Below are 22,418 nucleotides of genomic sequence, written 5' to 3' on the forward strand. Positions count from 1 at the left end.
CGGTGGGCGTTCCCGCTGCGGGCGTCTACGAATCAACGGCGGGCTCCGTAAGATGGCCGCGTGGCACGACGCCCCCGCACTATCGGCCCCACGGCTTCGGACCCGAGCTTTAGCCCGCAACACGCGCTGGAGTTGGTGCGCTCCGCCATCCCGCCGGTGCATCCGGCCGGACGGCCGTTCATCGGCGGCGGCCTGGCGCTGGCCCTCGTCGGGCGCAAGCACCGATGGGTGCGACGGGCGGGACTGCTGGCCGCCGGGGCCTGCGCGGGGTTCTTCCGTCATCCGCCGCGGGTGCCCCCCACCCGGCCCGGCGCGATCGTCGCCCCCGCCGACGGCGAGATCTGCGTGATCGATTTCGCCGCCCCGCCCGCCGAACTGAGCATGGGCGACGCACCGCTGCCGCGAGTCAGCATCTTCCTGTCGCTGTTGGACGCCCATGTGCAGCGCGCTCCGGTCAGCGGCGAGGTAGTCGCCGTGCAGCACCGGCCGGGCCGATTCGGCTCGGCCGACCTGGCCTCGGCGAGCACCGAGAACGAACGCACCAGCCTGCACCTGCGCACCGCCAGCGGCGCGGACGTCGTCGCGGTGCAGGTCGCCGGGTTGCTCGCCCGCCGCATCATCTGCGACGCGCACGTCGGGGACAAGCTGTCGGTCGGTGACACCTACGGCCTTATCCGGTTCGGCTCCCGGCTGGACACCTACTTGCCGGCGGGTTCCGAACCGCTGGTGAAGGTGGGCCAGCGGGCGATCGCCGGCGAGACTGTCTTGGCCGAGCTGCGATGATCAGCAAGCCGCGCGGGCGCCCGGCGGTCAACCTGCAGATCCTGCCGAGTGCCATGACGGTGCTCTCCGTCTGCGCGGGACTGACGTCGATCCGGTTCGCCCTCGAGCACCAGCCCAAGGCGGCGATGGCGCTGATTGCCGCGGCCGCCATCCTGGACGGACTCGACGGGCGAGTGGCCCGCATCCTGGACGCCCAGTCGCGGATGGGCGAAGAGATCGACTCGCTGGCCGACGCGGTGAACTTCGGCGTAACCCCGGCGATCGTGATTTACGTGACGCTGTTGACCACGTCGCCGGCCGGGTGGGTGGTGATCCTGCTCTATGCGGTTTGTGTGGTGTTGCGGTTGGCGCGATTCAACGCATTGCTAGACGACGGCAGCCAGCCCTCCTACGCGCACGAATTCTTCGTCGGCATGCCCGCGCCGGCCGGCGCGATCTCGATGATCGGTCTCATCGGACTCAAACTGCAGTTCGGCGACGGCTGGTGGACCTCGCCACTGTTCCTGTGCATCTGGATCACCGGGACCTCGATCCTGATGGTCAGCAAGATCCCGATGCGCAAGATGCACGCGGTCGCCGTGCCGCCGAGTTGGGCGGCGCCCCTGCTCGCGCTCCTGGCGATCTGCGCGGCGGCGGCGGTGCTGGCCCCCTACATGTTGATCTGGGTGATCATCGTCGTCTACCTGTGCCACATACCGTTCGCCATCCGCAACTCGCGCTGGCTGGCCGCGCACCCCGAGGTGTGGGATGACGCACCCAAGCAGCGCCGCGCGGCGCGGCGGGCGATCCGCCGGGCACAGCCCAACCGCCGGTCGGTGGCGCGGCTGGGCCTGCGCAAGCCGGGCAGGCGCTTGCCGTGAGTCGCTCCGGCGACGACGCACACCGCTCCGGCTCGGTCCGTCAGCTCACCCTGACCGCCCGGCTGAACACCTCGGCCGTCGACTCCCGCCGCGGCGTCATTCGGTTACATCCGAATGCCATTGCCGCACTGGGGATTCGGGAATGGGACGCGGTGTCGCTGATCGGATCGCGCACGACGGCGGCCGTCGCCGCCCTGGCCGGCCCGGGCACGCCCGTCAGCACCGTGCTGCTCGATGACGTGACGCTGTCCAACGCGGGACTGCGCGAGGGAACCCCGGTGGTCGTCGGCACGGTCACCGTCTACGGCGCGCGGTCGGTGACGCTGGCCGGCTCGGCGCTGGCCACCCAGTCGGTCACGCCGGTCACGCTGCGACAAGCCTTGCTGGGCAAGGTGCTTACCGTCGGCGACGCCGTATCGCTGCTGCCCCGCGACCTGGGTCCCGGCACGTCGACGTCGGAGGCCACCCGCGCCCTGGCCACCGCGGTGGGCATCAGCTGGACCTCGGAGCTGCTCACCGTCACCGGCGTCGAGCCCGAGGGACCCGTGAGCGTGCAGCCCAACTCGCTGGTCACCTGGGGCGCCGGTGTTGTGTCCGGGGCGCGGGCATCGTCGCAGATTTCGGTCGAAGTCGCCAGGCCGGAGATGGTCGTCGAAGAACTGAAAGGCACCCAGCCGCAGGCGGCCAAGCTCGTCGAATGGCTCAAGCTGGCGCTCGACGAACCACACCTGCTCAAGACATTGGGCGCCGGTGCCAACCTCGGCGTGCTGGTGTCGGGCCCGGCCGGCGTGGGCAAGGTGACGCTGGTGCGCGCGGTGTGCGGCGATCGCAGGCTGGTCACACTTGACGGCCCGGAGGTCGGCGCGCTGGGTGCCGAAGATCGGCTCAAGGCAGTGGCTTCCGCGGTGCAAACGGTCCGCGACGGTGGCGGCGTGCTGCTGATCACCGATGTCGATGCCCTACTGCCGGCCACCGCCGAGCCGGTGGCCTCGCTGATCCTGAGCGAGCTGCGTACCGCCGTGGCCAGCGAGGGCGTCGCCCTGATCGCCACCTCCGCGCGACCTGATGCGCTCGACGCCCGGTTGCGGGCCCCCGATCTGTGCGACCGCGAGCTGGGCCTGCCGCTTCCGGACGCCGGCACCCGCAAAGCGCTACTGGAATCGCTGCTGCGAAACGTGCCGACCGGGGATCTAGACCTCGACGAGATCGCCTCTCGAACACCGGGTTTCGTTGTCGCCGACCTGGCCGCACTGGTGCGCGAGGCAGCGCTGCGGGCCGCGTCGCGGGCCAGCGCCGACGGCCGGCCGCCCGAGCTGAAGCAGGAGGACCTCATCGGTGCGTTGACCGTCATTCGGCCGCTGTCTCGCTCGGCCAGCGAGGAAGTCAGCGTCGGCAACATCACGCTCGACGACGTCGGCGACATGGCCGAGGCCAGACAGGCGCTGACCGAGGCCGTGTTATGGCCGCTACAGCATCCGGACACGTTCGCGCGGTTGGGGGTGGAGCCGCCGCGCGGGGTGCTGCTGTACGGGCCGCCGGGCTGCGGCAAGACCTTCATCGTGCGGGCGCTGGCCAGCACGGGGCAGTTGTCCGTGCACGCCGTTAAGGGCTCCGAGCTGATGGACAAATGGGTGGGCAGCTCGGAAAAGGCTGTGCGCGAACTATTTCGGCGCGCGCGCGATTCGGCGCCGTCGCTGGTCTTCCTCGATGAGGTGGACGCACTGGCGCCGCGGCGTGGGCAGAGCTTCGATTCGGGCGTGACCGATCGAGTGGTCGCCGCGCTGCTGACCGAGCTCGACGGCGTCGACCCGCTGCGCGACGTGGTCGTGCTGGGCGCCACCAACCGGCCGGATCTCATCGACCCCGCGCTGCTGCGACCCGGCCGGCTGGAGCGGCTGGTCTTCGTCGAACCGCCCGATGCGGCGGCCCGCCGCGAAATCCTGCGCACCGCAGGCAAATCCATTCCGCTGAGCGCCGACGTCGATCTGGATCAGGTAGCGGCCGGACTCGATGGCTACAGCGCCGCCGACTGCGTGGCGCTGCTGCGAGAGGCCGCACTGACGGCCATGCGTCGATCCATCGACGCCACCGATGTGACGGCCGCCGACCTCGCCGCTGCACACGAAAACGTCCGTCCCTCCTTGGATCCCACGCAGGTCGAATCGCTACGAGCGTTCGCCAAAGCTTTGTAGCACGGCCAGGGACGACGCCGCGACGTCCTTTTCCAGCCAGGTCGGCATCGGGTCATCGCGCGCGTGGCGCCGCACCACGGCGTAGGGCAGGTCGGCGACCGCCCGCGCGACGGCGTCGACGGATCGCGGTTTGCCGTTGCCATACAGTTGCCGGGCCAACACCGCGATGCGCTGGGTCAGCGGGGCGTTCATCGCGGCAAGGGTCTGCTGGAATGCCGCGTCCGGCTCGTCGTCGAGCAGGTCGCCGGGGCGGATGGTCAACAACAGCCGGGCGTCGTCGGGCAGGGCCCGCGCGAAGCCGACGGCGGCCACGGCCATCGCCACGGCGGTGTCCGTCGGGTTGTCGCCGTTGGCGGCCATTGCGCGCGTCTGGAAGCGTTCCAGCGCGCGCAGCCAGGCCGCGGTCAGGATGCCGTCGCGGTTGCCGAACCGGTGATACAGCGTGCCCGCGGGCGCGCCGCTGGCTTTCGCGATTGCGGCCACGCTGGCCGCGCGCGGACCACCGTCGAGCACCAGTGCTCGAGCCGCGTCGAGGATCACATCGGTTTCGTGCTTCCGCGGAGGTGCCACGATCTAGTACATTCCTTCTATATGGAACGATTACCCTATATTGATGAGCATGCCATAACCATCGACGCCGGCAGCGAAGACACGTGGGCGGCGCTGCTGCGGGTGATGTGCCGCGATCCGCACGACCCGTCGACCGTGCCCTTCGGCTTCACCCTCGACGACGCCCGACCGCCGGCGCGATTCGCGCTCAAGGGGCGCCACTGGTTCGCGGTCTACCGATGGGTGTTCGAGCTGGACGCGCTCGACGGCCCCGCGCGCACCCGGCTGCGGGCGGCCACCTGGGCGGACTTCCCAGGTATCCGCGGCAAGACCTATCGGGCGCTGGTGATCGGCACCGGCGGGCATCGCATCGTCGTGCGGCGGACCCTGAAACGCGTTGCCGCAGCGGTCCTCGACGAGCGGGCCGGCACCGGTGCGACCGCGGCCGATTACGTGGACGTGTTCGAGGTGCCTATCGCCGCCGGCGACACGCGCACCGCCGAACAAGCATTTCGCGACGGGCTCGGCGATAAGCCAACCGCGGGCGGGCGCCTGGTGGCGTGGGTCCACCGCAATGTACTGATGTTGCGGCTGGGCCCGCCCCGCTCGGCCGGTCACCTCATCGGCTGGTCGATCGTTCGTTCGGATCCCGACGAACTGGTGCTGGCGACGCGCGGGCCGCTGATGCGCGGCGAGCTGACGTTGCGCCGCCAGGACGGTCGGCGGGCGGTCCTGACCACCCGCCTGCACTACCGACGCCGAGTGACAGCGCGGGCGGTGTGGGCGTTGATCGGCCCACTGCATCGCATGGTGGCGCCGCAACTCATGCGACGCAGCGCGAGCCGGGGGCGCGCCATGGCGCCGATAGGTTGATCCGCGTGACCAACGCGAGGCCGGGCTGTGGGACCTCTCCGAAGGTTTTGTGCCACAACCTGACCGTGCGCCGGTTCATGGCTCGGGAAGTGGCGCCCATTCGCGGGACAGTCGCGAGGTGAAGCGCGGCGGCCGGTGCTCGAGGAACGCGGCGACGCCTTCGTCGGCGTCGGCACCGCCCATCAGCCATTCGTGCACAAGGGTTTCCAGCGAGGCGACCTGTCGCGGCGTGTAGCGATTGATCGCGCTGTCCCACAGCAGGCGTTTGCACAGCGCCGCCGACATCGGTGACACGTTGATCGCGATGTCGCGGGCCAGCGACAGGGCATGGTCGAGCACCTGTTCGGCGGGCAGAGCGCGGGTGGCGACGCCGAGCGCGGCTGCCTCGGTCCCGCCGAACGTGCGCCCGGTGAGCAGGATGTCTGCGGCCACCCCCAGGTTGGTCAACTGGGTGAGCGTCCAGTGCGACATGCAGTCGGGCAGCACCCCCCGGCGGACCTGCACCACACCGTATTTCGCGTTCTCGGCCACGACGCGGATGTCGGCCTGCAACGCAATGGTCAGCCCGATGCCGATGGCGTGGCCGTTGACCGCGGCGATCACCGGTTTACGCAACTCGAACGCCGCCGGGGTGATCGGCGAGGCCGAGAACGTGCCGGTCGGGCCGGAGTCGGTGGGTGCGCTGAACGGGCGTGCGTCGCCGGAAAAGTCGGCCCCGGCGCAAAATGCACGACCCGCCCCGGTCAGCACGATGGCTCGGACGTCGTCGTCCTCGTCGCAATCCCGGTATGCGCGGCTCAGCAGCGCGCCCATTTCGGCGGTGTAGGCGTTGAGGTGGGCGGGCCGGTTGAGCGTGAGCACCGCCACGCCCGAATCGATTTCGACCGTCAGGTCGGCGCTCATGACAGGACCGGCACCCGATGCGGGGCGCCGATCATGTCGGCGGCGCTTGCCGCCGCCCGCACCGGCGAACCGCTGACCCGAAGCTGCACCTTCATCCGTCCGTCCTTCACCCCGCCCGGTCATTCGGAAAGCTGAAACTCCACCACTTCGGCGACCGCGTCCACCGCCTCGCGCAGCGCGACAAGGCGGTCGGCGGCTCCCGGCGCCGACAGCACCGAGTAGCGGTCGGCCGTGCCGATCGGAATGCGAGACGCCAACGCGAACAAGCGCTTCCCCGCTGAGCCGGTCCGGTCATATCCCAAAATCACCTCACGGCCCGGAAGATTGATGTCGCGCGCCCGCGCAATGCGCTCGAACAGTGCCATGGCCCGGTCTTCGACCTCGAGCAGCTGGGTGTCCGACACCGCATCACCGGACTCGTCGGGCCACGGCGCGACCACCGCCCGCGGATACGGGTCGTCGGGCAGCCATTCTTTCACTCGAATACGTTCTTCGGTACGGCAATTCAGCGAATACCGCCCGGCGCCGTGGTCGATGCACTCGGCAATCCGGGACAACACGCCGACGTCGCAACGTGCCTCACCGCCACCGACCTCACGCCCGCGCGAGATCAGTACCACCCCGAACGGGTCGCCGGTGTCCATACAATGCCGCACCAGCTCGCCATAGCGTGGCTCGAAGATCCGCAACGGCAGATCTTGGTCGGGTAGCAGCGCCGACTCCAGCGGAAACATCGCGAGCTCAAGGGCTTCCGTCATCAGATCTCCAGTTCGGCCACCAGCGCATCGACGACCGCACGCAGGTCGCCGTCATGTTCTTCGGCCACCCGGCGCTGCCGCTGGTAGGAGGCGCCTTGCCGCGGAATGTCGGCCACCGCGGCAAGCTCGTCGACGCAATCCAACTTCTTGGCCACCGGCTCCAGCCGGTTCAGCACGTCGTCGAGATCCTCGGTGACCAACCGCTCATTGCTGTCAGCGTCCAGGATGATGACCGCGTCCAGACCGTAGCGGGCGGCGCGCCACTTGTTCTCCTGGTTGTGCCAGGGCGGCATGCTCGGCAACGACTCGTCGGCTTCCAGTCTGCGGTCCAGGTCGACAACCAGGCAGTGGGTCAGCGCGACCAGGGCGCCCAGCTCGCGCAGGTTGGACACGCCATCGCAGATCCGCATTTCGAGCGTGCCCAGGTGTGGGGAAGGCCTGATGTCCCAACGGACTTCGTCGACATGGTCGATGATGCCGGTCTTCTTCTGGTCGTAGACGAAACGTTCGAATTCCGCCCACGTCTGGAATTGGAACGGCAGCCCGGCGGTGGGCAACTGCTGGAACATCATCGCCCGGTTGCTGGCGTATCCGGTGTCCACGCCCGTCCACCACGGTGACGACGCCGACAGCGCCAGCAGGTGCGGGTAGTAGTTCAGCAGCGAGGTCATGATCGGCATCACCTTGTTCGGCGAGGAGATGCCGACGTGCACGTGCACGCCCCAGATCAGCATCTGCCGTCCCCACCATTGGGTGCGCTTGATCAACTCGGCGTAGCGCGGGGCATCGGTGAACTTCTGAGAACTCCACTGCGCGAAAGGATGTGCCCCGGCACAGAACAACTCCATGCCGCGATCCCGGACGATGCGTCGCGCCGGCCCCAGGGTCTGCCGCAGATCCTCCATGGCCTCGCCCGCGGTGCGGCAGATGCCGGTGACCACCTCGACGGTGTTGCGCAGCAATTCCTTGTGTACGCGCGGGTTTTCGCCGATCTCGGCGATCACCGCGGTGGCTTCGTTGCTCAGGTCGCGGGTCTGCGCATCGACGAGCGCGAACTCCCACTCGACCCCGAGGGTCGGCCGTGGTGAGCGGGCGAAATCGATGTGGGTGTTGGCCCTGTTAACCGGCACCGATGACACCGCACGCCACCCGCTTGCCGGGGTCACCGGTACTCATCGTCATGTCGCGGGGGCCCGGCGTGCCATTGGTCTGGTTGTTGCCCCCCGATGGGGCGTTGGCGGAGCTGGCCGCACCGGCGTGGATGATGATCGCGGTCTTCTGCCCGGTGAGCAGATCCTCCATGGCGAATGCGTCCGTGGTAGTGACCAACCTTCCGGAGCCGTCCTTGCGCACCAGCAAGGTGGGCAGGTCTCCGCTCGCGGGCTCGCCGCTGTGCCCGGGCGCCTGAAAGTGGTCGCCGGCGGACAGGAAGTCCCCCGGCGCGCCGCCGGTCGGGGCCACCGAGTTGGGCTCGCACTTGCCGACCTTGTGAATGTGCACATCGTGGAAGCCCGGTGTAAGCACACCGTTGGCCGTCGTCTCGATGGTGACGGTGGCGTACCCGTTGTCGAATTCGAACGCCGCGGTGGCCACCTGGGTACCGTCCGGGGCCTTCAGGTGCGTGGTCATGCTCGGGGCCGCCCCCCCTCCAGGCTCCGAGGCTTTGGCGCCAGCCGGCGATGGCGATCCGGTCCAAACCGCTGGAGTGGTGCCCGGAACCGAGGACGCCCGCTCGGGCGACGAACAAGCACCCAGCAACACGACACAACCGGCCAGAACCAAACAGGGCAGGTTACGCATAACCAGCAGCCTAGCCCGGCGGCGAGGTTAGCCGGAACGGCTCGCTGAGGAGTCGGGCAGTCGAATCAGCCCGCCACAAGGACGATGACACCCGGCGGCTCCGCGCTGAGCGCGGGGATTCGCGGTTCGACGGGTGCGCCCAGGTTCTTGCCCACCGCATCGGCGGTGGCGTGTTCGTCACCGGCGTCGGTGTAGTAGACCGTGGTGGTCGAGACGTCGGGCACGGTCATGTTGTCGACCTTGGTGACTTTGAATCCGGCGGACGTCAGCTGGTCCTTAGTGCGCGCGGCGACACCCTCTTTCGCGGAGATGTTGTAGATCTGCACCTCGGCCTGGTTGCTCGCCGGCTTGTTGGTGGGGGATGTCGTCGTCGAGCTGGTGACGCTCGAGGTGGACACCGCCGACGCCGAATCGTCGTCAGAGCTCCCGGAAGAACCCAGAGCCTGCCAACCGAGCAGCAGGAAGATGACGCCGAGGAACAACAGCACCATCACCATGGCCCGCAGGGGCAGCCCAGTGGAGTCGGGAACTCGTTCTTTCATCGAGCCCTACTGTAACGAGTCAGGTCACCTCGAAGCCGAGGCGCCGTGCCGCGCGTGCCTTCTGCCTGCCGGCACGCAGCCTGCGCAGCCGTTTCACCAGCATCGGGTCGGCGGCCAGCGCCTCGGGCCGGTCGACGAGCGCGTTGAGCACTTGGTAGTAACGCGTTGCCGACATCGAGAACAACTCCTTGATGGCGTCTTCCTTCACACCGGCGAACTTCCACCACTGGCGCTCGAAGGCCAGGATGTCGTGCTCGCGGCGGGTCAGCCCATCTGCGATCTCAGAGTCGTCCCCCGATCGATTTGCCCGCGCCATGGCGCTGTCCATATCGCTTCCCCTGGACCCTTTCGGCGAATTCCGAACTGCTCGAATGACTTGACTTAGCTAAGGGCGTGTTTCGGCGATAATTGAAACACGCGCCAAACCCTCAAGCCGTCATCCAGACCCGCGAGTCGGCCGATTGGCCAAGATGGCCCAGACTCCGAGATCGCAGGCTGGGCAACCCAAGGGCGTGCGGTAGCTTAGCCGACCATGGCAGTCGTTCCGATCCGCATCGTGGGAGATCCCGTCCTGCATACCCCGACGCAGCCGGTGCCGGTCGCTGCCGACGGTTCGCTGCCGGCGGATCTGGCCGAGCTGATCGCGAACATGTACGACACCATGGACGCCGCGCACGGGGTCGGGCTGGCGGCCAACCAGATCGGGGTCGGCTTGCGGGTCTTCGTTTATGACTGCGCCGACGACCGGGGCCGCGCCGACCGCCGCCGCGGTGTCGTCGTCAACCCAGTCCTGGAAACCTCCGAGATACCCGAGACCATGCCCGACCCGGACAACGACGACGAGGGCTGCCTGTCGGTGCCCGGCGAGTCCTTCCCCACCGGCCGCGCGAAGTGGGCCCGCGTCACCGGACTCGACGCCGACGGCAAACCGGTCTGTATCGAAGGCAACGACCTGTTCGCCCGGATGCTGCAGCACGAGACCGGGCACCTGGATGGCTTTCTGTATCTGGACCGCCTCATCGGCCGGCACGCGCGTAGCGCGAAACGCGCCGTCAAATCCCACAACTGGGGCGTTCCGGGCCTCTCTTGGACGCCCGGCGAAGGACCGGATCCGTTCGGGCACTGATGGTTTCGTGGCCCGACCCGGGTACCCGGGTGACGGTTCGCTACCGCCGCCCGGCCGGTTCGGTGCCGCCGTTGACCGACGCGGTGGGTCAGCTGCTGGCCGTCGACCCGATGGTGCGGGTGCGGACGAAGACCGGCGCCGTCGTCGAGTTCGCACCCGCCGATGCGGTCGCGCTGCGGGTGCTCACCGACACCCCGATCCGCACGTCACACATCCGCGCGCTCGAACACGCCGCCGCCACCGCCTGGCCGGGCGCACAGCATCTTTGGCTGGACGGCTGGCTCCTGCGGGCCGGCCACGGTGCCGGCCTTGCCGCGAATTCCGCAGTGCCGCTGGCACTTTCCGCTCAGCTGAGCTGCCTACCGGCGATCGTCGAATGGTACCAGGGCCGCGGCCTGACGCCACGACTTGCCCTGCCCGACCGCCTGCTGGAACTGCCGGCCGGCTTGACCGGCGAACGCACGGAACGGGTTGTGGTGCGCGATCTTTCCGACGCGGCCGCCCACAGCGCCGGCCCGTCCGTCAGACTGTCGCCGCGCCCCGATGACGCGTGGTTGCGGATATCCGGCGGCGAGATCCCGGTCGACGTGCTCACCGCCGTCATCGACGGCGAGCTCGCCTTCGGCGCGCACGGTGACACAGCGGTCGCGCGTGCCGCCGTGACCGACGCACCCGGCGGCGAACGCTGGGTGGGCATCTCGGCCGTGCGCTGGGCGCCGGACGCCGACGAGCGATCGGCGGCGGACCTGTGCGGGGCACTGTTGGCGTGGGGGGCCGACCGTGGAGCAACGCGCGGCTACCTGCGGGTACCCGACGCCGGCGTGACGACGCTTGCCGCCGCGTTGGGATTCCGTCTACACCACCGCCGTCGCTACGTGCCGGTGCGCCCGGACGGCTGGGCTAACGTCTAGCCATGCCCGACGGGACGGTTGATGGTGGCGGCGACGCGCCGCCCCAGCCGTCGCCGCACTTGCGATCGACGCTTCGGATGGCCACCTGGAATGTCAACTCGATTCGTTCCCGGCTGCACCGCGTCACCGACTGGCTGGCCCGCGCCGACGTCGACGTGCTGGCCATGCAGGAAACCAAATGCTCCGACGCCCAGTTCCCCACGTTGCCGTTCTTCGAACTCGGCTACGAGGTGGCCCACGTCGGTTTCAACCAGTGGAACGGCGTGGCGATCGCCTCCCGCGTCGGCCTGGACGACGTGCAGATCGGATTCGAGGGTCAACCCACCTGGAGTAGCAAGCCGGAAGTCGCCGCCACCGCGGAGGCCCGTGCGTTGGCCGCCACGTGCGGTGGCGTCCGGATGTGGAGTCTCTACGTTCCCAACGGCCGGGCCCTGGGCGACCCGCACTACACGTACAAGCTTGAATGGCTTGCGGCACTGCGTAATTCGGCATCGAGTTGGTTGCGCGACGATCCCACCGCGGCCATCGCGCTGGCCGGCGACTGGAACATCGCCCCGCAAGACGACGACGTCTGGAGTATGGAGTTCTTCGCCGACGCCACGCACGTCTCCGCACCGGAGCGCCGCGCGTTCCACGCCATCGTCGATGCGCAATTCGCCGACGTGGTGCGCCCTTTCGCGCCGGGCCCCGGGGTCTACACCTACTGGGACTACACCCAGCTGCGGTTCCCGAAACGACAAGGCATGCGCATCGATTTCATCCTCGGCTCACCGGCCTTGGCGGGCCGCGTGATCGACGCCCAGATCGTCCGCGAAGAACGCAAAGGCAAGGCGGCCAGCGATCACGCGCCGGTGCTCATTGATGTGAGGCGAGACGAGCCGCGGCCATAAGGACGGGCCAGACCCACTCACATCAAGCTCACGCAATTCTCAGGTGCTTCTCGTTGTCTGCGCGATGACATGGTGGCAGGCTTTGGGGATTAGCAGCAATGGCAGGGAGTCATCATGAGTGTCATCGGCGGAGCATTCCGAGGCGTGAGTCAGGCGGTGAACCGCGCGGCGACCGCGACGACCGCAGCCGCCGGTGCCGTCGGTGGCGCGGCGGTCAACGGGGTCATCGGCGGCGTCACCGGAGCCGCGGAGGGCGTCAAGCGCGGCATGAACAGCGGTAGCCACTCGGCGCCCGCGGCCGCGCTGGCCTTCGGCGCGCTGGGCGTCGCCGGATTGGTGGAGTGGCCGGTGCTGCTGGCCGTCGGCGGCAGCGCCTTGCTGTTGCAGAGGTTGAGCCGCAAGCACGAGGCCGAGCCCCGCGCGGTCAAGGCGGACCTCAAGGCGGTTCCGGCCGAGCCGCCGACGCAGAAGAAGGCGCCCGCGAAAACCCCCGGCAATTCCCCGGCCAAGAAAACGGCCGGACGCCGGGCCGGCACCACGGGGTTGCGCAGCACCAACTAGGCGAATCCGCTGCCGATCAGCCGGCTGCTTCGCTAAAGACCGCCGAAGCCAATTGCGCCAACGGCCAGCGCACCACGCGATCGTCGGAGTGAGCAGATGGATCCGGACAGATCGGGCCCTGAACCACCCCGGACGGAACCTTCGCGCCGCGACGAGGAACCCGATCGTCTTGCCGAATCTCGACCACCCCGACGCGCCACAACAGCGCATAGAGTTCGAGTAGCGGCACCTTCAGCACCGAAGCAAACGATGAAACTAGCGGATCGCCCCCGGTGTCGGTCATCGTCGACATAGTTCCGACGGTGGACCCGCGACCCAGCGAGATGGGAAACCTCTCGTTACCGAAAGGCAAATGATGGCGGAAAAGAAGTCGCGGCGCGGCACGTCGCAGCGCGAGGCGGTGCAGAAGATCCGCGAGGGCGAAACCTTTGTGGTCAACCTGCCGGCGGTCGGTCAGATGGAAATCCCCAGGCCAGAGCAGTTGGCCTACTTCGGCGGGCTGGCGGCCCTGGCGGCCCTCGAACTCATCGACTGGCCGGTGGCCCTGGTCATCGCCGCCGGGCACTTACTGGCCAGCAACCACCACAACAAGCTGTTGGAGGAGCTCGGGGAAGCGATGGAGGAGGCCTAGCCGCCGCCCGATCGGCTCAGCTTTGCGCGACAGCGTGGTCGAACCGCAGGGTGACCCGAGTGCCGGCCGAGGTGCGTCGCGTTTCGACATCGTCGGCCAAACCGCTCATCAGGGTCAGCCCGCGCCCGCGGCGGCGGCTGCGCAAGCTGGCCGACGAATCGCCGACCCATCGGCCGGTGTCACTGACAGTGATCACGACGGTGTTCTGCCGCAGGAAGGCCTCGACCGACACCGTTTGACGCGGTTCGTTTCGGCTGCCGTGTTCGATCGCGTTGGTGACGGCTTCACCGGTCGCCAACAAGATGTCCGTTTCGCGACCCGGCAAGACTTCGATGGTGTTCAGCCAATCTCGCAGCTGCTCCCGCGCGACGGGAATCTGAGCGGGCGCGGCCGGCACCACGGTGACGAAGCTGCCCGCGGCCACGTGGCTCGGCCGCAGCGCGAGTACCACGACGTCGTCGCGGTAACCGGACGGCGGTGCCATCTTGGTCAGCAGCTCCGCGCAAATCTGTTCAACCGGGAGGCCGGCGCATTGCGCCGCGACCGCCCGCAGGCGCTCGAACCCGTCGTCGAGCGTCTCGCCGGGCCGTTCGATGAGTCCGTCGGTGTAGAGCAGGATCAATCCGCCCGCCGGCAGCTCGGCCGTCGCGGTGTCGCCGGATGACTGGTCCGCCGAATCGTGGAAGCCGTTTCCGGCCACAGAAACCGGCGCGCGCCGGCCGGACTCCAGATAGACCGCCTGCCCGTCGGGCAGCACCAGCACCGGATAGGGGTGCCCGGCGCAGCTGTAGCTGACGGTGGCAGCGCCGCGGCGGGATTCGGTGTCGATCCGCGCGTAGGCCACCGTCGCGCAGCGCGCGCCGTCGACGCTGGCGGCATACCTGTCCAGCGCGCCCAGTACTGCCTCCGGTTCGTCCGCGGTCAGCGCGGAGGCCGCGACCGCGGCGCGCAGCCTGCTCATCACGATCGCCGCGGGGAGGCCGTGCCCGACCACGTCTCCGACCGATATCGCGATCCTGCCGGGGTGGTCCAGTGGGGTCACGGAATACCAGTCGCCGCCGACCCGCATCGCCTCCCCCGCCGGCTGGTAGACGGCAGACACGACCGCGGCGGTAGAGCCGCGATCCAGGTCGAGCAGGTGCTCTTGGAAGTCAATGGCAATCTCGTGTTCGCGGGCCATCAGCCGAACCCGGTCCAGGGCCGAGGACGTCAGCTCGGCCATACGGGCAAAGGCATCGAGTTCGGTGGCGTCGAATTTGCGTGGAGCCGGCCACAACAACGCCAGCACACCCAAGATCCGGCCGGCGCCATCCCGCAGCGGGTGGGCCACGCAGGCGCGGATGCTCGCCGCGCTGTCCTGCACGGCGTGCGCGTAGCGCGGGGGCAGCTCGAACGTGTCGGCGACGATCATCGACTCACCGGTGCGCGCGACGTCGGCTCCGATCAACGGGGCGTCGAGCGCGACGACGTGGTAGCGGTCGCGGAACTCCGCCGGCAGATCGCCGGAGTATTCGAAGCGCAGGTAACGCTCGCCGTCGACGACACCGATCGCGACCGCGCCGGCGTCGCCCGAGCCGAAGGAGGAGCCCAGTAGGGCGTCCATGATCTCGCCGACCGAGCTGGCGCCCTGCAGCGCCGAGTCGAGATGCACCAGGTCGGCGGCGAGGCCCGACCGTGCCTCGCGACGCTGCCGCTCACGCTCGCGGCCAACCGCGGACAATCTCGACGCCACCCGGTCGATCAGCTCTTGGGTCCGGAACGGCTTGGGCAGATAGTCGTCGGCCCCGCCGGCATAGCCCTCGTTGATCGCCTCGGGACCGGCCCGCGCGGACAGCATCAGGATCGGCGTGGCCGCCAATTCCGGGTCCGCGCGGACGGCGGTGACAAATCCAAAGCCGTCGAGCCCGGGCATCATCACGTCGGTGACGATCGCGTCCGGGCGCAGTCTCCGCGTCGCGGCCAGCGCCGACTCTCCATCGCCGGCCAGAGCCGTCTCCCAGTGGGCGGACAGCACCCGGTCCAGGTGCGCCCGCATGTCCGCATTGTCGTCGGCGATCAGCACGAGTTGGCGCGTCCTATCGGGCGCGGCGGCCACGGGTTCGGGGGCCGTCGTCACCCATTGACTCGCCTCGGCGACATATGGATTCGTTTCATCCGGCATGGCGGGCGACGCGGCGACCACCGCGCCCGAGACCGATCGCGGCACCCGGATGGTCACGGTGGTTCCGCGGTCCAGCTCGCTGTCGATCTCCACCGTGCCGCAGTGCAGTTCGACCAGGCCCCGCACCAAAGACAACCCGATCCCGGTGCCCTCGACGCTGCGGCCACGAACGTTGTCGGCCCGGTAGAAGCGCTCGAACAACTGCTTCAGATCCTCGGCGCCGATGCCGACCCCGGTGTCGCGCACGTCGATCACGCAGTCATCGGATTCGGTCCGTACCTGCACCGAAATCGTGCCTCGCAGCGTGTATTTGACGGCATTGGACAGCAGGTTGAGAACGATCGTCTCCCACATGCCCGGATCGACGTCGGCCAGGGCCGGCGCGCAGTCCAGCTCGAGGTCGAGCCCCGCGCGATGACACAGCTCGGTGAACGACGACGCGATGTGCGCGGTGAGGGCGCCGACATCGGTGCACACCAACTTGGCGTTGGCCCGGCCGGCCTCGATGCGGGAGAAGTCGAGCAGCGAGTCGACCAGACGCTGCAGGCGCCGCGCGTTGCGTGCTGCGGTGGTAAGCCGCTCCGCGAGCAGGGTTTCCGGCGCCGCGTCCAGCAGCGCGTCGTCCAGCGGTCCGAGCAGCAGGGTCAGCGGAGTGCGGAACTCGTGGCTGACATTGGTGAGAAATGCCGTCTTCGCCCGGTCCAATTCGGCCAGCGCGTCGGCCCGGTGCCGTTCCTGCTCGTAGGAGACGATCGAGGCGAATGTCGACGTCAACTGGTCGGCCAGCAGCTGACAGAAGCCTTGAAATTGTGCGTCGAGGGGGCGCCTGGGGCTGGCGCCGAGCACCAAGGCCCCCGTGGTCAAGGCCTCCCCCAGGGGCAGCACCAGCATTTGCCGCGGACAGTCGGCACCCAGGACCTCACCGATGCCGGGGATCGCGCCGGTGACATCCTCGATGACCTGGCTTTCGGCCCGGGACCGCGCCGCCGCATCCCAATCGGTCAGCTGCGCCAGTTCGCCGGGCAGCAGCGCCAGCACCGATGGCGTCGCGCCGCGCAGCGTGACATCGCCGGTCTCACCGCTGCCGGCGTAGACGGCGATGAAGGACAGGTCGGCCGGTTGCGATGCACACACCCTGACCGCGACACCGACCGCCTCGTCGATGCTGCGGCTCTCGACTATCGCCGAGGCGACCGTGTTGAGCAGATGCAGGCGGCGCTCGCTCAGCACCCGCTCGGTTGTCTCTGTGACCGCGCAGAAAATCCCAGAGACATCGCCGCTCGTGGCGATCATCGGGCCGTAGGTGAAGGTGAAATATCGGTCTTGCCGTCGACCTTCTATCACCATGGACAACAACAGGTCGCGCGACCACGTCGCCTCACCTGTCGCAATAACCCCCGTAAGCATCGGTCCGATGGAGTCCCAGATGTCCCACCACACTTCCCGGCCGCGCCGCCCCAGGGCAGCCGGATGCTTGTCGGCCAGAGCAGATATGTAGGCATCGTTGTAGACGAGGAACAGATCCTGCGGCCCCAGCCACAGCACGATCGGAAACCGCGACGTCAGCGCCGTCGTCACCGCTGCGCGGAATTCGGCCGGCCATTGGTCCGGCGGTCCCAGCGGATGAGTGTCCCAGTCGTATTCGGCGAACCGCCGGCCCATCTCACCGCCTAGCGAAACGGCAGCGGCCAGGTCAGCCGGCAGTCGCGAGTCCATCACCGCCGTCTTCGTTGCAACGCCGCGGACAGCGTCGGGTAGATGTCGAAGACCCGGTCTAATTCGGTGACCTGGATCGGTCGCAGCACCTGGTCGTGGTCGGCCACCAGCCGAACCGAGGTCCCGTCGGCCTTTCCGCCCTCGTGACAGTCGAGCACCGCGTTCAGCGCCGCGCTCCCGAAGAAATCAACGGCCTGCAAATCGATGACCACCGGTCGGGCCGGCTGCGCCGAGGCCAGCCTGAGGGCGGTCGTCAGGTGAGCGGCAAGCTCGCCGACGGTACTGGAGTCAACATCGCCTTTGACGCTCACAATCACCGCATCGTTGTGGGCCTCGTGTTCGACCGGCAACAACTTCGTGCCTTTCGCCGCAGCCAACGTGGAGATCTGCAGCCGCTTAGCGCGATTACGCGGCGGTATGCGCGGTCGCGCACCGCAGACCACCCGAGATTAACCTGTACCCGAACTGCTCGTTTACCGAATCGTTGGTTACCCGGTTGACTCGGGCGGAATCCTCTCGTGCACGGTCAGCAGCAAATGGTCGAACTGGCTTTGCAAGGCGGCAACCGGTGACCCCAGGGTCGCCACTTCGGTGAGCAACTGCTTGGCCAGCGCACGCAATTTCACATTGGACTCCTGCGACCGCCACTGCAGCACACGAAACGCCTGCTCGGCGCTGACCCGGTAGACGAACATCAGCACGCCTTTGGCCTGCTCGATGGCCGCGCGGCTCTCGAACAGGTCCGGCAGCGCCTCGTCGAGCACCTCCTGGCGGGTCGCGTCGAAGGTGTTGGTGAGGTCGATGTAGTAGCCCTCGGTGCCCAGCACGGCGCCCGACTCGTCGCGCATGCGGTCGGCGACGACGATGGCGTCGTGCAGCGTGCCCGCGGTGTCGACGAAGCGGTGCCTGCTCGAGAACGACTCTTCGGACTGCAACGCGAAGTCGAGGAGCTCCTGGACATGGGCGCGGTCGTCGGGATGTTTGTGCGACAGCAGCAGTTCGGTCGTCGGCTCGACCTCCCCGGGTTCGTAGCCGTGCATCCTGGCCACCTCGTCCGACCATTCCCAGCGTTGACCGACGAACCAGAAGCGGAACGCGCCGACGTTCAGGTACCCGGGTGCCGGCTCGCCGGGTTCCGAGAATGACACGCCGCCCCCATCGGATGACGATTCCCCTGTTCGCCTGCGCTGTGGCACGTTTGCATTTTTCCACTAGGGGAACGCCTCCGGCTACCGCCCCGGTACAAAAGGCCGTCGACCATGTCGCTCGGCCCTGGGTCGGGGTAACGTCGCGTGCGGACCCATCCATACGACGCGGGAGCGCACGCCGAGTGCGCTGAGAGGACGGCTCGGGGCCGTCGACCGTACGAACCTGACCGGGTAATGCCGGCGTAGGGAGAAGAAAAATGACTGATGTCCTTTCCGGAACCGTGTCGGGCACCGCTTCGCACGGTGTTGAGCCGGCCGTGACCACCGGCCCTATCGCGGGCAGCAGCAAGGCCTACCGCGAGATCGAGGGCCCGGACGGCGTCACCTTGCGGGTGCCGCTGCGACGCGTGCACCTGTCCACCGGCGACGACTTCGATCTGTACGACACCTCCGGGCCCTACACCGATCCGGACGCGACGATCGATCTGACGGCCGGGCTGGCGGCTCGGCCCGGCGTGGTCCGCGACCGCGGCACCCAGCTGCAGCGCGCCCGCGCCGGCGAGGTCACCGCCGAGATGGCCTACATCGCCGCCCGCGAAGGCATGCCCGCCGAGCTGGTCCGTGACGAGGTCGCGCGGGGCCGTGCGGTGATCCCGGCCAACCACAACCACCCCGAAATCGAGCCGATGATCATCGGCAAGGCCTTTGCAACCAAAGTGAACGCAAACATCGGTAACTCAGCCGTGACGTCCTCGATCGCCGAGGAGGTCGACAAGATGGTATGGGCAACCCGGTGGGGCGCCGACACCATCATGGACCTGTCCACCGGCAAGAACATCCATGAGACCCGTGAGTGGATTCTGCGCAATTCGCCGGTGCCGGTCGGGACCGTGCCGATTTACCAGGCCCTGGAGAAGACCAAGGGCGACCCGACCCAGCTGACGTGGGAGCTGTACCGCGACACCGTGATCGAGCAGTGCGAGCAGGGTGTGGACTACATGACCGTGCACGCGGGCGTCCTGCTGCGTTACGTGCCGCTGACCGCCAAGCGGGTCACCGGCATCGTCTCCCGCGGCGGCTCGATCATGGCGGCCTGGTGCCTGGCGCATCACCGAGAGTCGTTTTTGTACACCAACTTCGACGAGCTTTGCGAGATATTCGCCCGCTACGACGTCACCTTCTCCCTCGGTGACGGCCTGCGGCCGGGCTCGATCGCCGACGCCAACGACGCCGCGCAGTTCGCCGAGCTGCGCACCCTGGGCGAGTTGACCAAGATCGCGAAATCCCATGGCGTGCAAGTGATGATCGAGGGACCGGGCCACGTCCCGATGCACAAGATCGTCGAGAACGTGCGGCTGGAAGAGGAGTGGTGCGAGGAAGCCCCCTTCTACACCCTGGGCCCGCTGGCCACTGACATCGCGCCCGCCTACGACCACATCACCTCGGCGATCGGCGCGGCCATCATCGCCCAGGCCGGCACCGCGATGCTTTGCTACGTGACCCCCAAGGAACATTTGGGGTTGCCAGATCGCAAGGATGTCAAGGACGGGGTGATCGCCTACAAGATCGCCGCGCACGCAGGCGATTTGGCCAAGGGACACCCGCACGCGCAGGAGCGCGACAACGCGCTGTCTACGGCACGCTTCGAGTTCCGGTGGCACGACCAGTTCGCGCTGTCGCTGGACCCGGACACCGCGCGGGAGTACCACGACGAGACGCTGCCGGCCGAACCCGCCAAGACTGCGCACTTCTGCTCGATGTGCGGGCCGAAGTTCTGCTCGATGCGCATCACTCAGGATGTGCGCGACTATGCCGCCAAGCACGGCCTGGACAGCGAGGAAGCTATCGAGGCGGCCATGTCGGAGGGCATGGCGGAGAAGTCGCGTGAGTTCGCCGAGCACGGCAACCGGGTGTATCTACCGCTGGCCCAGCGGTGATCGCAAGCGCGGCGCAGCCGGGCGCAGCGGGTCGCCGCCATCCGGCTGCGGTGATCGCAAGCGCGGCGCAGCCGGGCGCAGCGGGTCGCCGCCATCCGGCCCAGTGACTTTCCTGCCGCTGCCTGCGCCGGGCACGACGCCGCGGCGGGTGCTGTCCATCGCCGGATCGGATTCCGGGGGTGGCGCGGGCATCGAAGCCGACATGCGCACGATGGCGCTGCTGGGCGTGCACGCGTGCGTCGCGGTCACCGCGGTCACCGTCCAGAACACGTTGGGCGTGCAGAGCTTTCATGAGGTGCCCGATGACGTGGTCGCGGGGCAGATCGAAGCCGTGGTCGACGACATCGGCATCCAGTGCGCCAAGACCGGGATGCTGGCATCGCCGCGCATCATCGACACCGTCGCCACCACCTGGACCCGGCTCGGGTTGAGGGTTCCACTCGTGGTCGATCCGGTGGCGGCGTCCATGCACGGCGATGCCCTGATGGCGCCGCCAGCGCTGGATTCGCTTCGCAATCAACTGTTTCCATTGGCGACGTTGGTGACACCGAACCTTGACGAGGTGCGGCTGCTGGTCGACATCGACGTGGTGGATCCCGCCTCGCAGCGTGCGGCGGCCAAGGCGCTGCACGCCTTGGGCCCGCGGTGGGTGCTGGTGAAGGGCGGTCATTTGCGGTCGTCGGATCACAGCTGCGACCTGCTCTATGACGGTGCTGATTTCCGCGAGTTCGACGCGCAGCGGGTCGCCACCGGCAACGACCACGGCGGCGGCGACACGCTCGCCAGCGCGATCGCGTGCGCCCTGGCGTACGACTTCACGGTGCCGGCCGCCGTCGAGTTCGGGAAGCGATGGGTCACCGAATGTCTACGCGCCGCTTATCCGCTCGGCCACGGTCATGGCCCCGTCTCCCCGCTTTTTCGGCTGTCATCGGCGCGCGCATGAATCTCGATCGGATCGCGGGCATCGCACACGAACCGGACGGTGCGCCAGAAGGCGTGGTAGTGCTGACCCACGGCGCCGGCGGCAACCGGGATGCCGTTCTGCTGCAGCAGGTTTGCGAGGAATGGGCGCAGCGTGGCTGGCTTGCGGTGCGCTATAACCTGCCGTATCGCCGGCGCCGGCCCACCGGCCCGCCCTCTGGTTCCGCCGCCACCGACCGGGCCGGCATCGTCGAGGCGATCGCGGTGTGCCGCGGCCTTGCCGACGGCCCGCTGATCGCCGGTGGGCATTCCTATGGCGGTCGGCAGACGTCCATGGTGGTTGCGGCAGGGGAGGCCGCGGTCGACGTGCTTACGCTGTTCTCCTATCCGGTGCATCCCCCGGGCAAGCCCGAACGCGTGCGCACCGAGCACCTGCCCGACATCACGGTTCCGACGGTGTTCACGCACGGCACGTCGGATCCATTCGGCACGCCCGACGAGCTGCGTGCCGCCGCGGCATTGATCACCGGAACGACGGCCGTCGTCGAGATCGCCAGTGCACGACACGATCTGCGATCCAAGACGCTGAACGTCCCGGCATTGGCGGTCGATGCCGCTCTGCAGCTACTGGGACGGAATTAGGCAGTTTCAACTGGACAGTTTTAGCTGTCTAATTTAGGATGTTGGCGTGGGCGACGTCAGCGAATCCGCGGTAGTGGCGGCCCGCGATATCCGGGTGGTGTTCAGCCGGCTGCGGCGCCGGTTGAAAGACGTCTCGGTCGACGGCCTGACACCGTCCCAGACGGCGGTGCTCACCCGGCTGTGGAAAGACGGACCGTCATCAGCCAGTGCGTTGGCCGGTGCGGAACAGGTACGACCCCAGTCGATGGCCACCATCCTGGCGGCCCTGGGCCAACGCGGCCTCATCAAGCGCGAACCGGACCCGAATGACGGCCGGCGCCAAGTGGTCTCACTAACCCAGGCGGGGAGAAGGCGTGCCGAAAGCGGCCGACGCGCCCGCGAAGAGTGGCTGGCACGCACCATCCAGGAGCGTTACAGCGAATCCGAGCGGCGCGTCATCGTCGACGCGTTGTCGCTGCTCGAGCGCTTGACCCATTGACCCGCCAATATAGGACGCGAAAGGACCTAAACTGCA

24 protein-coding genes and 1 riboswitch are annotated in these 22,418 nt (G+C 68.2%); of the genes, 13 read left to right on the plus strand and 11 right to left on the minus strand.

The window, feature by feature from the left end:
- Window positions 1-60: 60 nt before the first annotated feature.
- From AC5Y4F_RS14765 to AC5Y4F_RS14775, 3 genes are read left to right on the plus strand one after another with little or no spacing between them, the layout of a single operon-like run.
- Window positions 61-783, plus strand: coding sequence for a phosphatidylserine decarboxylase (locus AC5Y4F_RS14765; protein ID WP_197520546.1), 723 nt, complete (start codon window positions 61-63; stop codon window positions 781-783).
- Window positions 780-1,643, plus strand: a complete 864-nt coding sequence (gene pssA, locus AC5Y4F_RS14770; protein WP_499997466.1) for a CDP-diacylglycerol--serine O-phosphatidyltransferase — start codon at window positions 780-782, stop codon at window positions 1,641-1,643. The genes AC5Y4F_RS14765 and pssA overlap by 4 nt, the downstream gene beginning before the upstream one ends.
- Complete coding sequence (locus AC5Y4F_RS14775; protein WP_499997467.1) at window positions 1,640-3,835, plus strand: AAA family ATPase; 2,196 nt, start codon at window positions 1,640-1,642, stop codon at window positions 3,833-3,835. Before pssA ends, AC5Y4F_RS14775 begins: the two co-directional genes overlap by 4 nt.
- Here AC5Y4F_RS14775 and AC5Y4F_RS14780 read toward each other — a convergent pair.
- The gene (locus AC5Y4F_RS14780) at window positions 3,809-4,405 is read right to left on the minus strand and encodes a TetR/AcrR family transcriptional regulator (RefSeq protein ID WP_499997468.1); all 597 of its coding nucleotides are present in this window, start codon (window positions 4,403-4,405) and stop codon (window positions 3,809-3,811) included. The two genes, AC5Y4F_RS14775 and AC5Y4F_RS14780, sit on opposite strands and share 27 nt — an antisense overlap.
- A gap of 21 nt (window positions 4,406-4,426) precedes the next feature.
- Here AC5Y4F_RS14780 and AC5Y4F_RS14785 point away from each other — a divergent pair, with 21 nt between their 5' ends.
- The gene (locus AC5Y4F_RS14785) at window positions 4,427-5,257 is read left to right on the plus strand and encodes a DUF2867 domain-containing protein (protein ID WP_499997469.1); all 831 of its coding nucleotides are present in this window, start codon (window positions 4,427-4,429) and stop codon (window positions 5,255-5,257) included.
- A 75-nt stretch (window positions 5,258-5,332) separates the two neighbouring features.
- On the opposite strand, the gene AC5Y4F_RS14790 is transcribed toward AC5Y4F_RS14785, so the two are convergent.
- The 6 genes from AC5Y4F_RS14790 to napA all read right to left on the minus strand — a co-directional run bounded on the left by AC5Y4F_RS14790 (window position 5,333) and on the right by napA (window position 9,588).
- Entirely contained in the window at window positions 5,333-6,160 is an 828-nt protein-coding gene (locus tag AC5Y4F_RS14790) for an enoyl-CoA hydratase-related protein (protein WP_499997470.1), read from the minus strand.
- Window positions 6,161-6,279: 119 nt separating this feature from the next.
- The gene (locus AC5Y4F_RS14795) at window positions 6,280-6,918 is read right to left on the minus strand and encodes an LON peptidase substrate-binding domain-containing protein (protein WP_499997471.1); all 639 of its coding nucleotides are present in this window, start codon (window positions 6,916-6,918) and stop codon (window positions 6,280-6,282) included.
- Window positions 6,918-8,057, minus strand: a complete 1,140-nt coding sequence (locus tag AC5Y4F_RS14800; RefSeq protein WP_197520547.1) for a glutamate--cysteine ligase — start codon at window positions 8,055-8,057, stop codon at window positions 6,918-6,920. The genes AC5Y4F_RS14795 and AC5Y4F_RS14800 overlap by 1 nt, the downstream gene beginning before the upstream one ends.
- Window positions 8,038-8,718, minus strand: coding sequence for a superoxide dismutase[Cu-Zn] (gene sodC / locus AC5Y4F_RS14805; protein ID WP_067933945.1), 681 nt, complete (start codon window positions 8,716-8,718; stop codon window positions 8,038-8,040). Before sodC ends, AC5Y4F_RS14800 begins: the two co-directional genes overlap by 20 nt.
- 65 nt (window positions 8,719-8,783) lie before the next feature.
- The gene (locus tag AC5Y4F_RS14810) at window positions 8,784-9,260 is read right to left on the minus strand and encodes a LytR C-terminal domain-containing protein (RefSeq protein ID WP_067933943.1); all 477 of its coding nucleotides are present in this window, start codon (window positions 9,258-9,260) and stop codon (window positions 8,784-8,786) included.
- 19 nt (window positions 9,261-9,279) lie between these two features.
- Window positions 9,280-9,588 (minus strand): nucleoid-associated protein NapA, encoded by a 309-nt coding sequence (napA, locus tag AC5Y4F_RS14815; RefSeq protein ID WP_067933941.1) that lies wholly within the window; start codon window positions 9,586-9,588, stop codon window positions 9,280-9,282.
- 204 nt (window positions 9,589-9,792) lie between these two features.
- On the opposite strand from napA, the gene AC5Y4F_RS14820 reads away from it, so the two are divergent.
- The 4 genes from AC5Y4F_RS14820 (at window position 9,793) to AC5Y4F_RS14835 (ending at window position 12,748) form a co-directional block, all read left to right on the plus strand.
- The gene (locus AC5Y4F_RS14820) at window positions 9,793-10,386 is read left to right on the plus strand and encodes a peptide deformylase (RefSeq protein ID WP_067933940.1); all 594 of its coding nucleotides are present in this window, start codon (window positions 9,793-9,795) and stop codon (window positions 10,384-10,386) included.
- Complete coding sequence (locus AC5Y4F_RS14825) at window positions 10,386-11,297, plus strand: N-acetylglutamate synthase, CG3035 family (RefSeq protein ID WP_499997472.1); 912 nt, start codon at window positions 10,386-10,388, stop codon at window positions 11,295-11,297. Before AC5Y4F_RS14820 ends, AC5Y4F_RS14825 begins: the two co-directional genes overlap by 1 nt.
- A 77-nt stretch (window positions 11,298-11,374) precedes the next feature.
- Window positions 11,375-12,187, plus strand: a complete 813-nt coding sequence (locus AC5Y4F_RS14830; protein ID WP_499997580.1) for an exodeoxyribonuclease III — start codon at window positions 11,375-11,377, stop codon at window positions 12,185-12,187.
- Between the two features lie 114 nt (window positions 12,188-12,301).
- The gene (locus AC5Y4F_RS14835) at window positions 12,302-12,748 is read left to right on the plus strand and encodes a hypothetical protein (RefSeq protein WP_067933936.1); all 447 of its coding nucleotides are present in this window, start codon (window positions 12,302-12,304) and stop codon (window positions 12,746-12,748) included.
- A 16-nt stretch (window positions 12,749-12,764) separates the two neighbouring features.
- Here AC5Y4F_RS14835 and AC5Y4F_RS14840 read toward each other — a convergent pair whose 3' ends face one another.
- A complete protein-coding gene (locus AC5Y4F_RS14840; RefSeq protein ID WP_067933934.1) occupies window positions 12,765-13,031 on the minus strand; it encodes an Rv1535 domain-containing protein in 267 nt (88 codons plus the stop codon).
- 72 nt (window positions 13,032-13,103) lie between these two features.
- Between AC5Y4F_RS14840 and AC5Y4F_RS14845 the strand changes: the two genes are divergently transcribed.
- Complete coding sequence (locus AC5Y4F_RS14845) at window positions 13,104-13,379, plus strand: hypothetical protein (RefSeq protein WP_156750034.1); 276 nt, start codon at window positions 13,104-13,106, stop codon at window positions 13,377-13,379.
- A gap of 16 nt (window positions 13,380-13,395) precedes the next feature.
- Here AC5Y4F_RS14845 and AC5Y4F_RS14850 read toward each other — a convergent pair whose 3' ends face one another.
- From AC5Y4F_RS14850 to AC5Y4F_RS14860, 3 genes are all read right to left on the minus strand, one after another.
- A complete protein-coding gene (locus tag AC5Y4F_RS14850) occupies window positions 13,396-17,256 on the minus strand; it encodes a SpoIIE family protein phosphatase (protein ID WP_067933931.1) in 3,861 nt (1,286 codons plus the stop codon).
- Complete coding sequence (locus tag AC5Y4F_RS14855) at window positions 17,256-17,609, minus strand: STAS domain-containing protein (RefSeq protein ID WP_499997473.1); 354 nt, start codon at window positions 17,607-17,609, stop codon at window positions 17,256-17,258. The genes AC5Y4F_RS14850 and AC5Y4F_RS14855 overlap by 1 nt, the downstream gene beginning before the upstream one ends.
- A 135-nt stretch (window positions 17,610-17,744) precedes the next feature.
- Window positions 17,745-18,404 carry a PAS and ANTAR domain-containing protein gene (locus AC5Y4F_RS14860; protein ID WP_067933929.1) on the minus strand — a complete coding sequence of 220 codons (660 nt, stop codon included), beginning with the start codon at window positions 18,402-18,404 and terminating at the stop codon, window positions 17,745-17,747.
- A 155-nt stretch (window positions 18,405-18,559) separates the two neighbouring features.
- Window positions 18,560-18,670: riboswitch (TPP riboswitch) on the plus strand.
- Between AC5Y4F_RS14860 and thiC the strand changes: the two genes are divergently transcribed.
- From thiC to AC5Y4F_RS14880, 4 genes are all read left to right on the plus strand, one after another.
- Complete coding sequence (thiC, locus tag AC5Y4F_RS14865; protein WP_499997474.1) at window positions 18,662-20,341, plus strand: phosphomethylpyrimidine synthase ThiC; 1,680 nt, start codon at window positions 18,662-18,664, stop codon at window positions 20,339-20,341. It overlaps the preceding riboswitch by 9 nt.
- Window positions 20,342-20,444: 103 nt before the next feature.
- The gene (gene thiD, locus AC5Y4F_RS14870; protein WP_499997475.1) at window positions 20,445-21,284 is read left to right on the plus strand and encodes a bifunctional hydroxymethylpyrimidine kinase/phosphomethylpyrimidine kinase; all 840 of its coding nucleotides are present in this window, start codon (window positions 20,445-20,447) and stop codon (window positions 21,282-21,284) included.
- Window positions 21,281-21,904, plus strand: a complete 624-nt coding sequence (locus AC5Y4F_RS14875; protein WP_067933924.1) for an alpha/beta hydrolase family protein — start codon at window positions 21,281-21,283, stop codon at window positions 21,902-21,904. Before thiD ends, AC5Y4F_RS14875 begins: the two co-directional genes overlap by 4 nt.
- 46 nt (window positions 21,905-21,950) lie before the next feature.
- A complete protein-coding gene (locus tag AC5Y4F_RS14880; protein WP_067933922.1) occupies window positions 21,951-22,382 on the plus strand; it encodes a MarR family winged helix-turn-helix transcriptional regulator in 432 nt (143 codons plus the stop codon).
- Window positions 22,383-22,418 lie beyond the last annotated feature (36 nt).

The sequence above is a fragment of the Mycobacterium sp. NGS56 genome (genome assembly GCF_059812425.1).

Bases quoted from the DNA above. Each gene is read 5' to 3' on its own strand.
- pssA (WP_499997466.1), top strand. From the start codon at position 780: ATGATCAGCAAGCCGCGCGGGCGCCCGGCGGTCAACCTGCAGATCCTG.
- AC5Y4F_RS14785 (WP_499997469.1), top strand. From the start codon at position 4,427: ATGGAACGATTACCCTATATTGATGAGCATGCCATAACCATCGACGCC.
- AC5Y4F_RS14790 (WP_499997470.1), bottom strand. From the start codon at position 6,160: ATGAGCGCCGACCTGACGGTCGAAATCGATTCGGGCGTGGCGGTGCTC.
- AC5Y4F_RS14795 (WP_499997471.1), bottom strand. From the start codon at position 6,918: ATGACGGAAGCCCTTGAGCTCGCGATGTTTCCGCTGGAGTCGGCGCTG.
- sodC (WP_067933945.1), bottom strand. From the start codon at position 8,718: ATGCGTAACCTGCCCTGTTTGGTTCTGGCCGGTTGTGTCGTGTTGCTG.
- AC5Y4F_RS14810 (WP_067933943.1), bottom strand. From the start codon at position 9,260: ATGAAAGAACGAGTTCCCGACTCCACTGGGCTGCCCCTGCGGGCCATG.
- napA (WP_067933941.1), bottom strand. From the start codon at position 9,588: ATGGACAGCGCCATGGCGCGGGCAAATCGATCGGGGGACGACTCTGAG.
- AC5Y4F_RS14820 (WP_067933940.1), top strand. From the start codon at position 9,793: ATGGCAGTCGTTCCGATCCGCATCGTGGGAGATCCCGTCCTGCATACC.
- AC5Y4F_RS14825 (WP_499997472.1), top strand. From the start codon at position 10,386: ATGGTTTCGTGGCCCGACCCGGGTACCCGGGTGACGGTTCGCTACCGC.
- AC5Y4F_RS14830 (WP_499997580.1), top strand. From the start codon at position 11,375: ATGGCCACCTGGAATGTCAACTCGATTCGTTCCCGGCTGCACCGCGTC.
- AC5Y4F_RS14835 (WP_067933936.1), top strand. From the start codon at position 12,302: ATGAGTGTCATCGGCGGAGCATTCCGAGGCGTGAGTCAGGCGGTGAAC.
- AC5Y4F_RS14840 (WP_067933934.1), bottom strand. From the start codon at position 13,031: ATGACCGACACCGGGGGCGATCCGCTAGTTTCATCGTTTGCTTCGGTG.
- AC5Y4F_RS14845 (WP_156750034.1), top strand. From the start codon at position 13,104: ATGGCGGAAAAGAAGTCGCGGCGCGGCACGTCGCAGCGCGAGGCGGTG.
- AC5Y4F_RS14850 (WP_067933931.1), bottom strand. From the start codon at position 17,256: ATGGACTCGCGACTGCCGGCTGACCTGGCCGCTGCCGTTTCGCTAGGC.
- thiC (WP_499997474.1), top strand. From the start codon at position 18,662: ATGACTGATGTCCTTTCCGGAACCGTGTCGGGCACCGCTTCGCACGGT.
- AC5Y4F_RS14875 (WP_067933924.1), top strand. From the start codon at position 21,281: ATGAATCTCGATCGGATCGCGGGCATCGCACACGAACCGGACGGTGCG.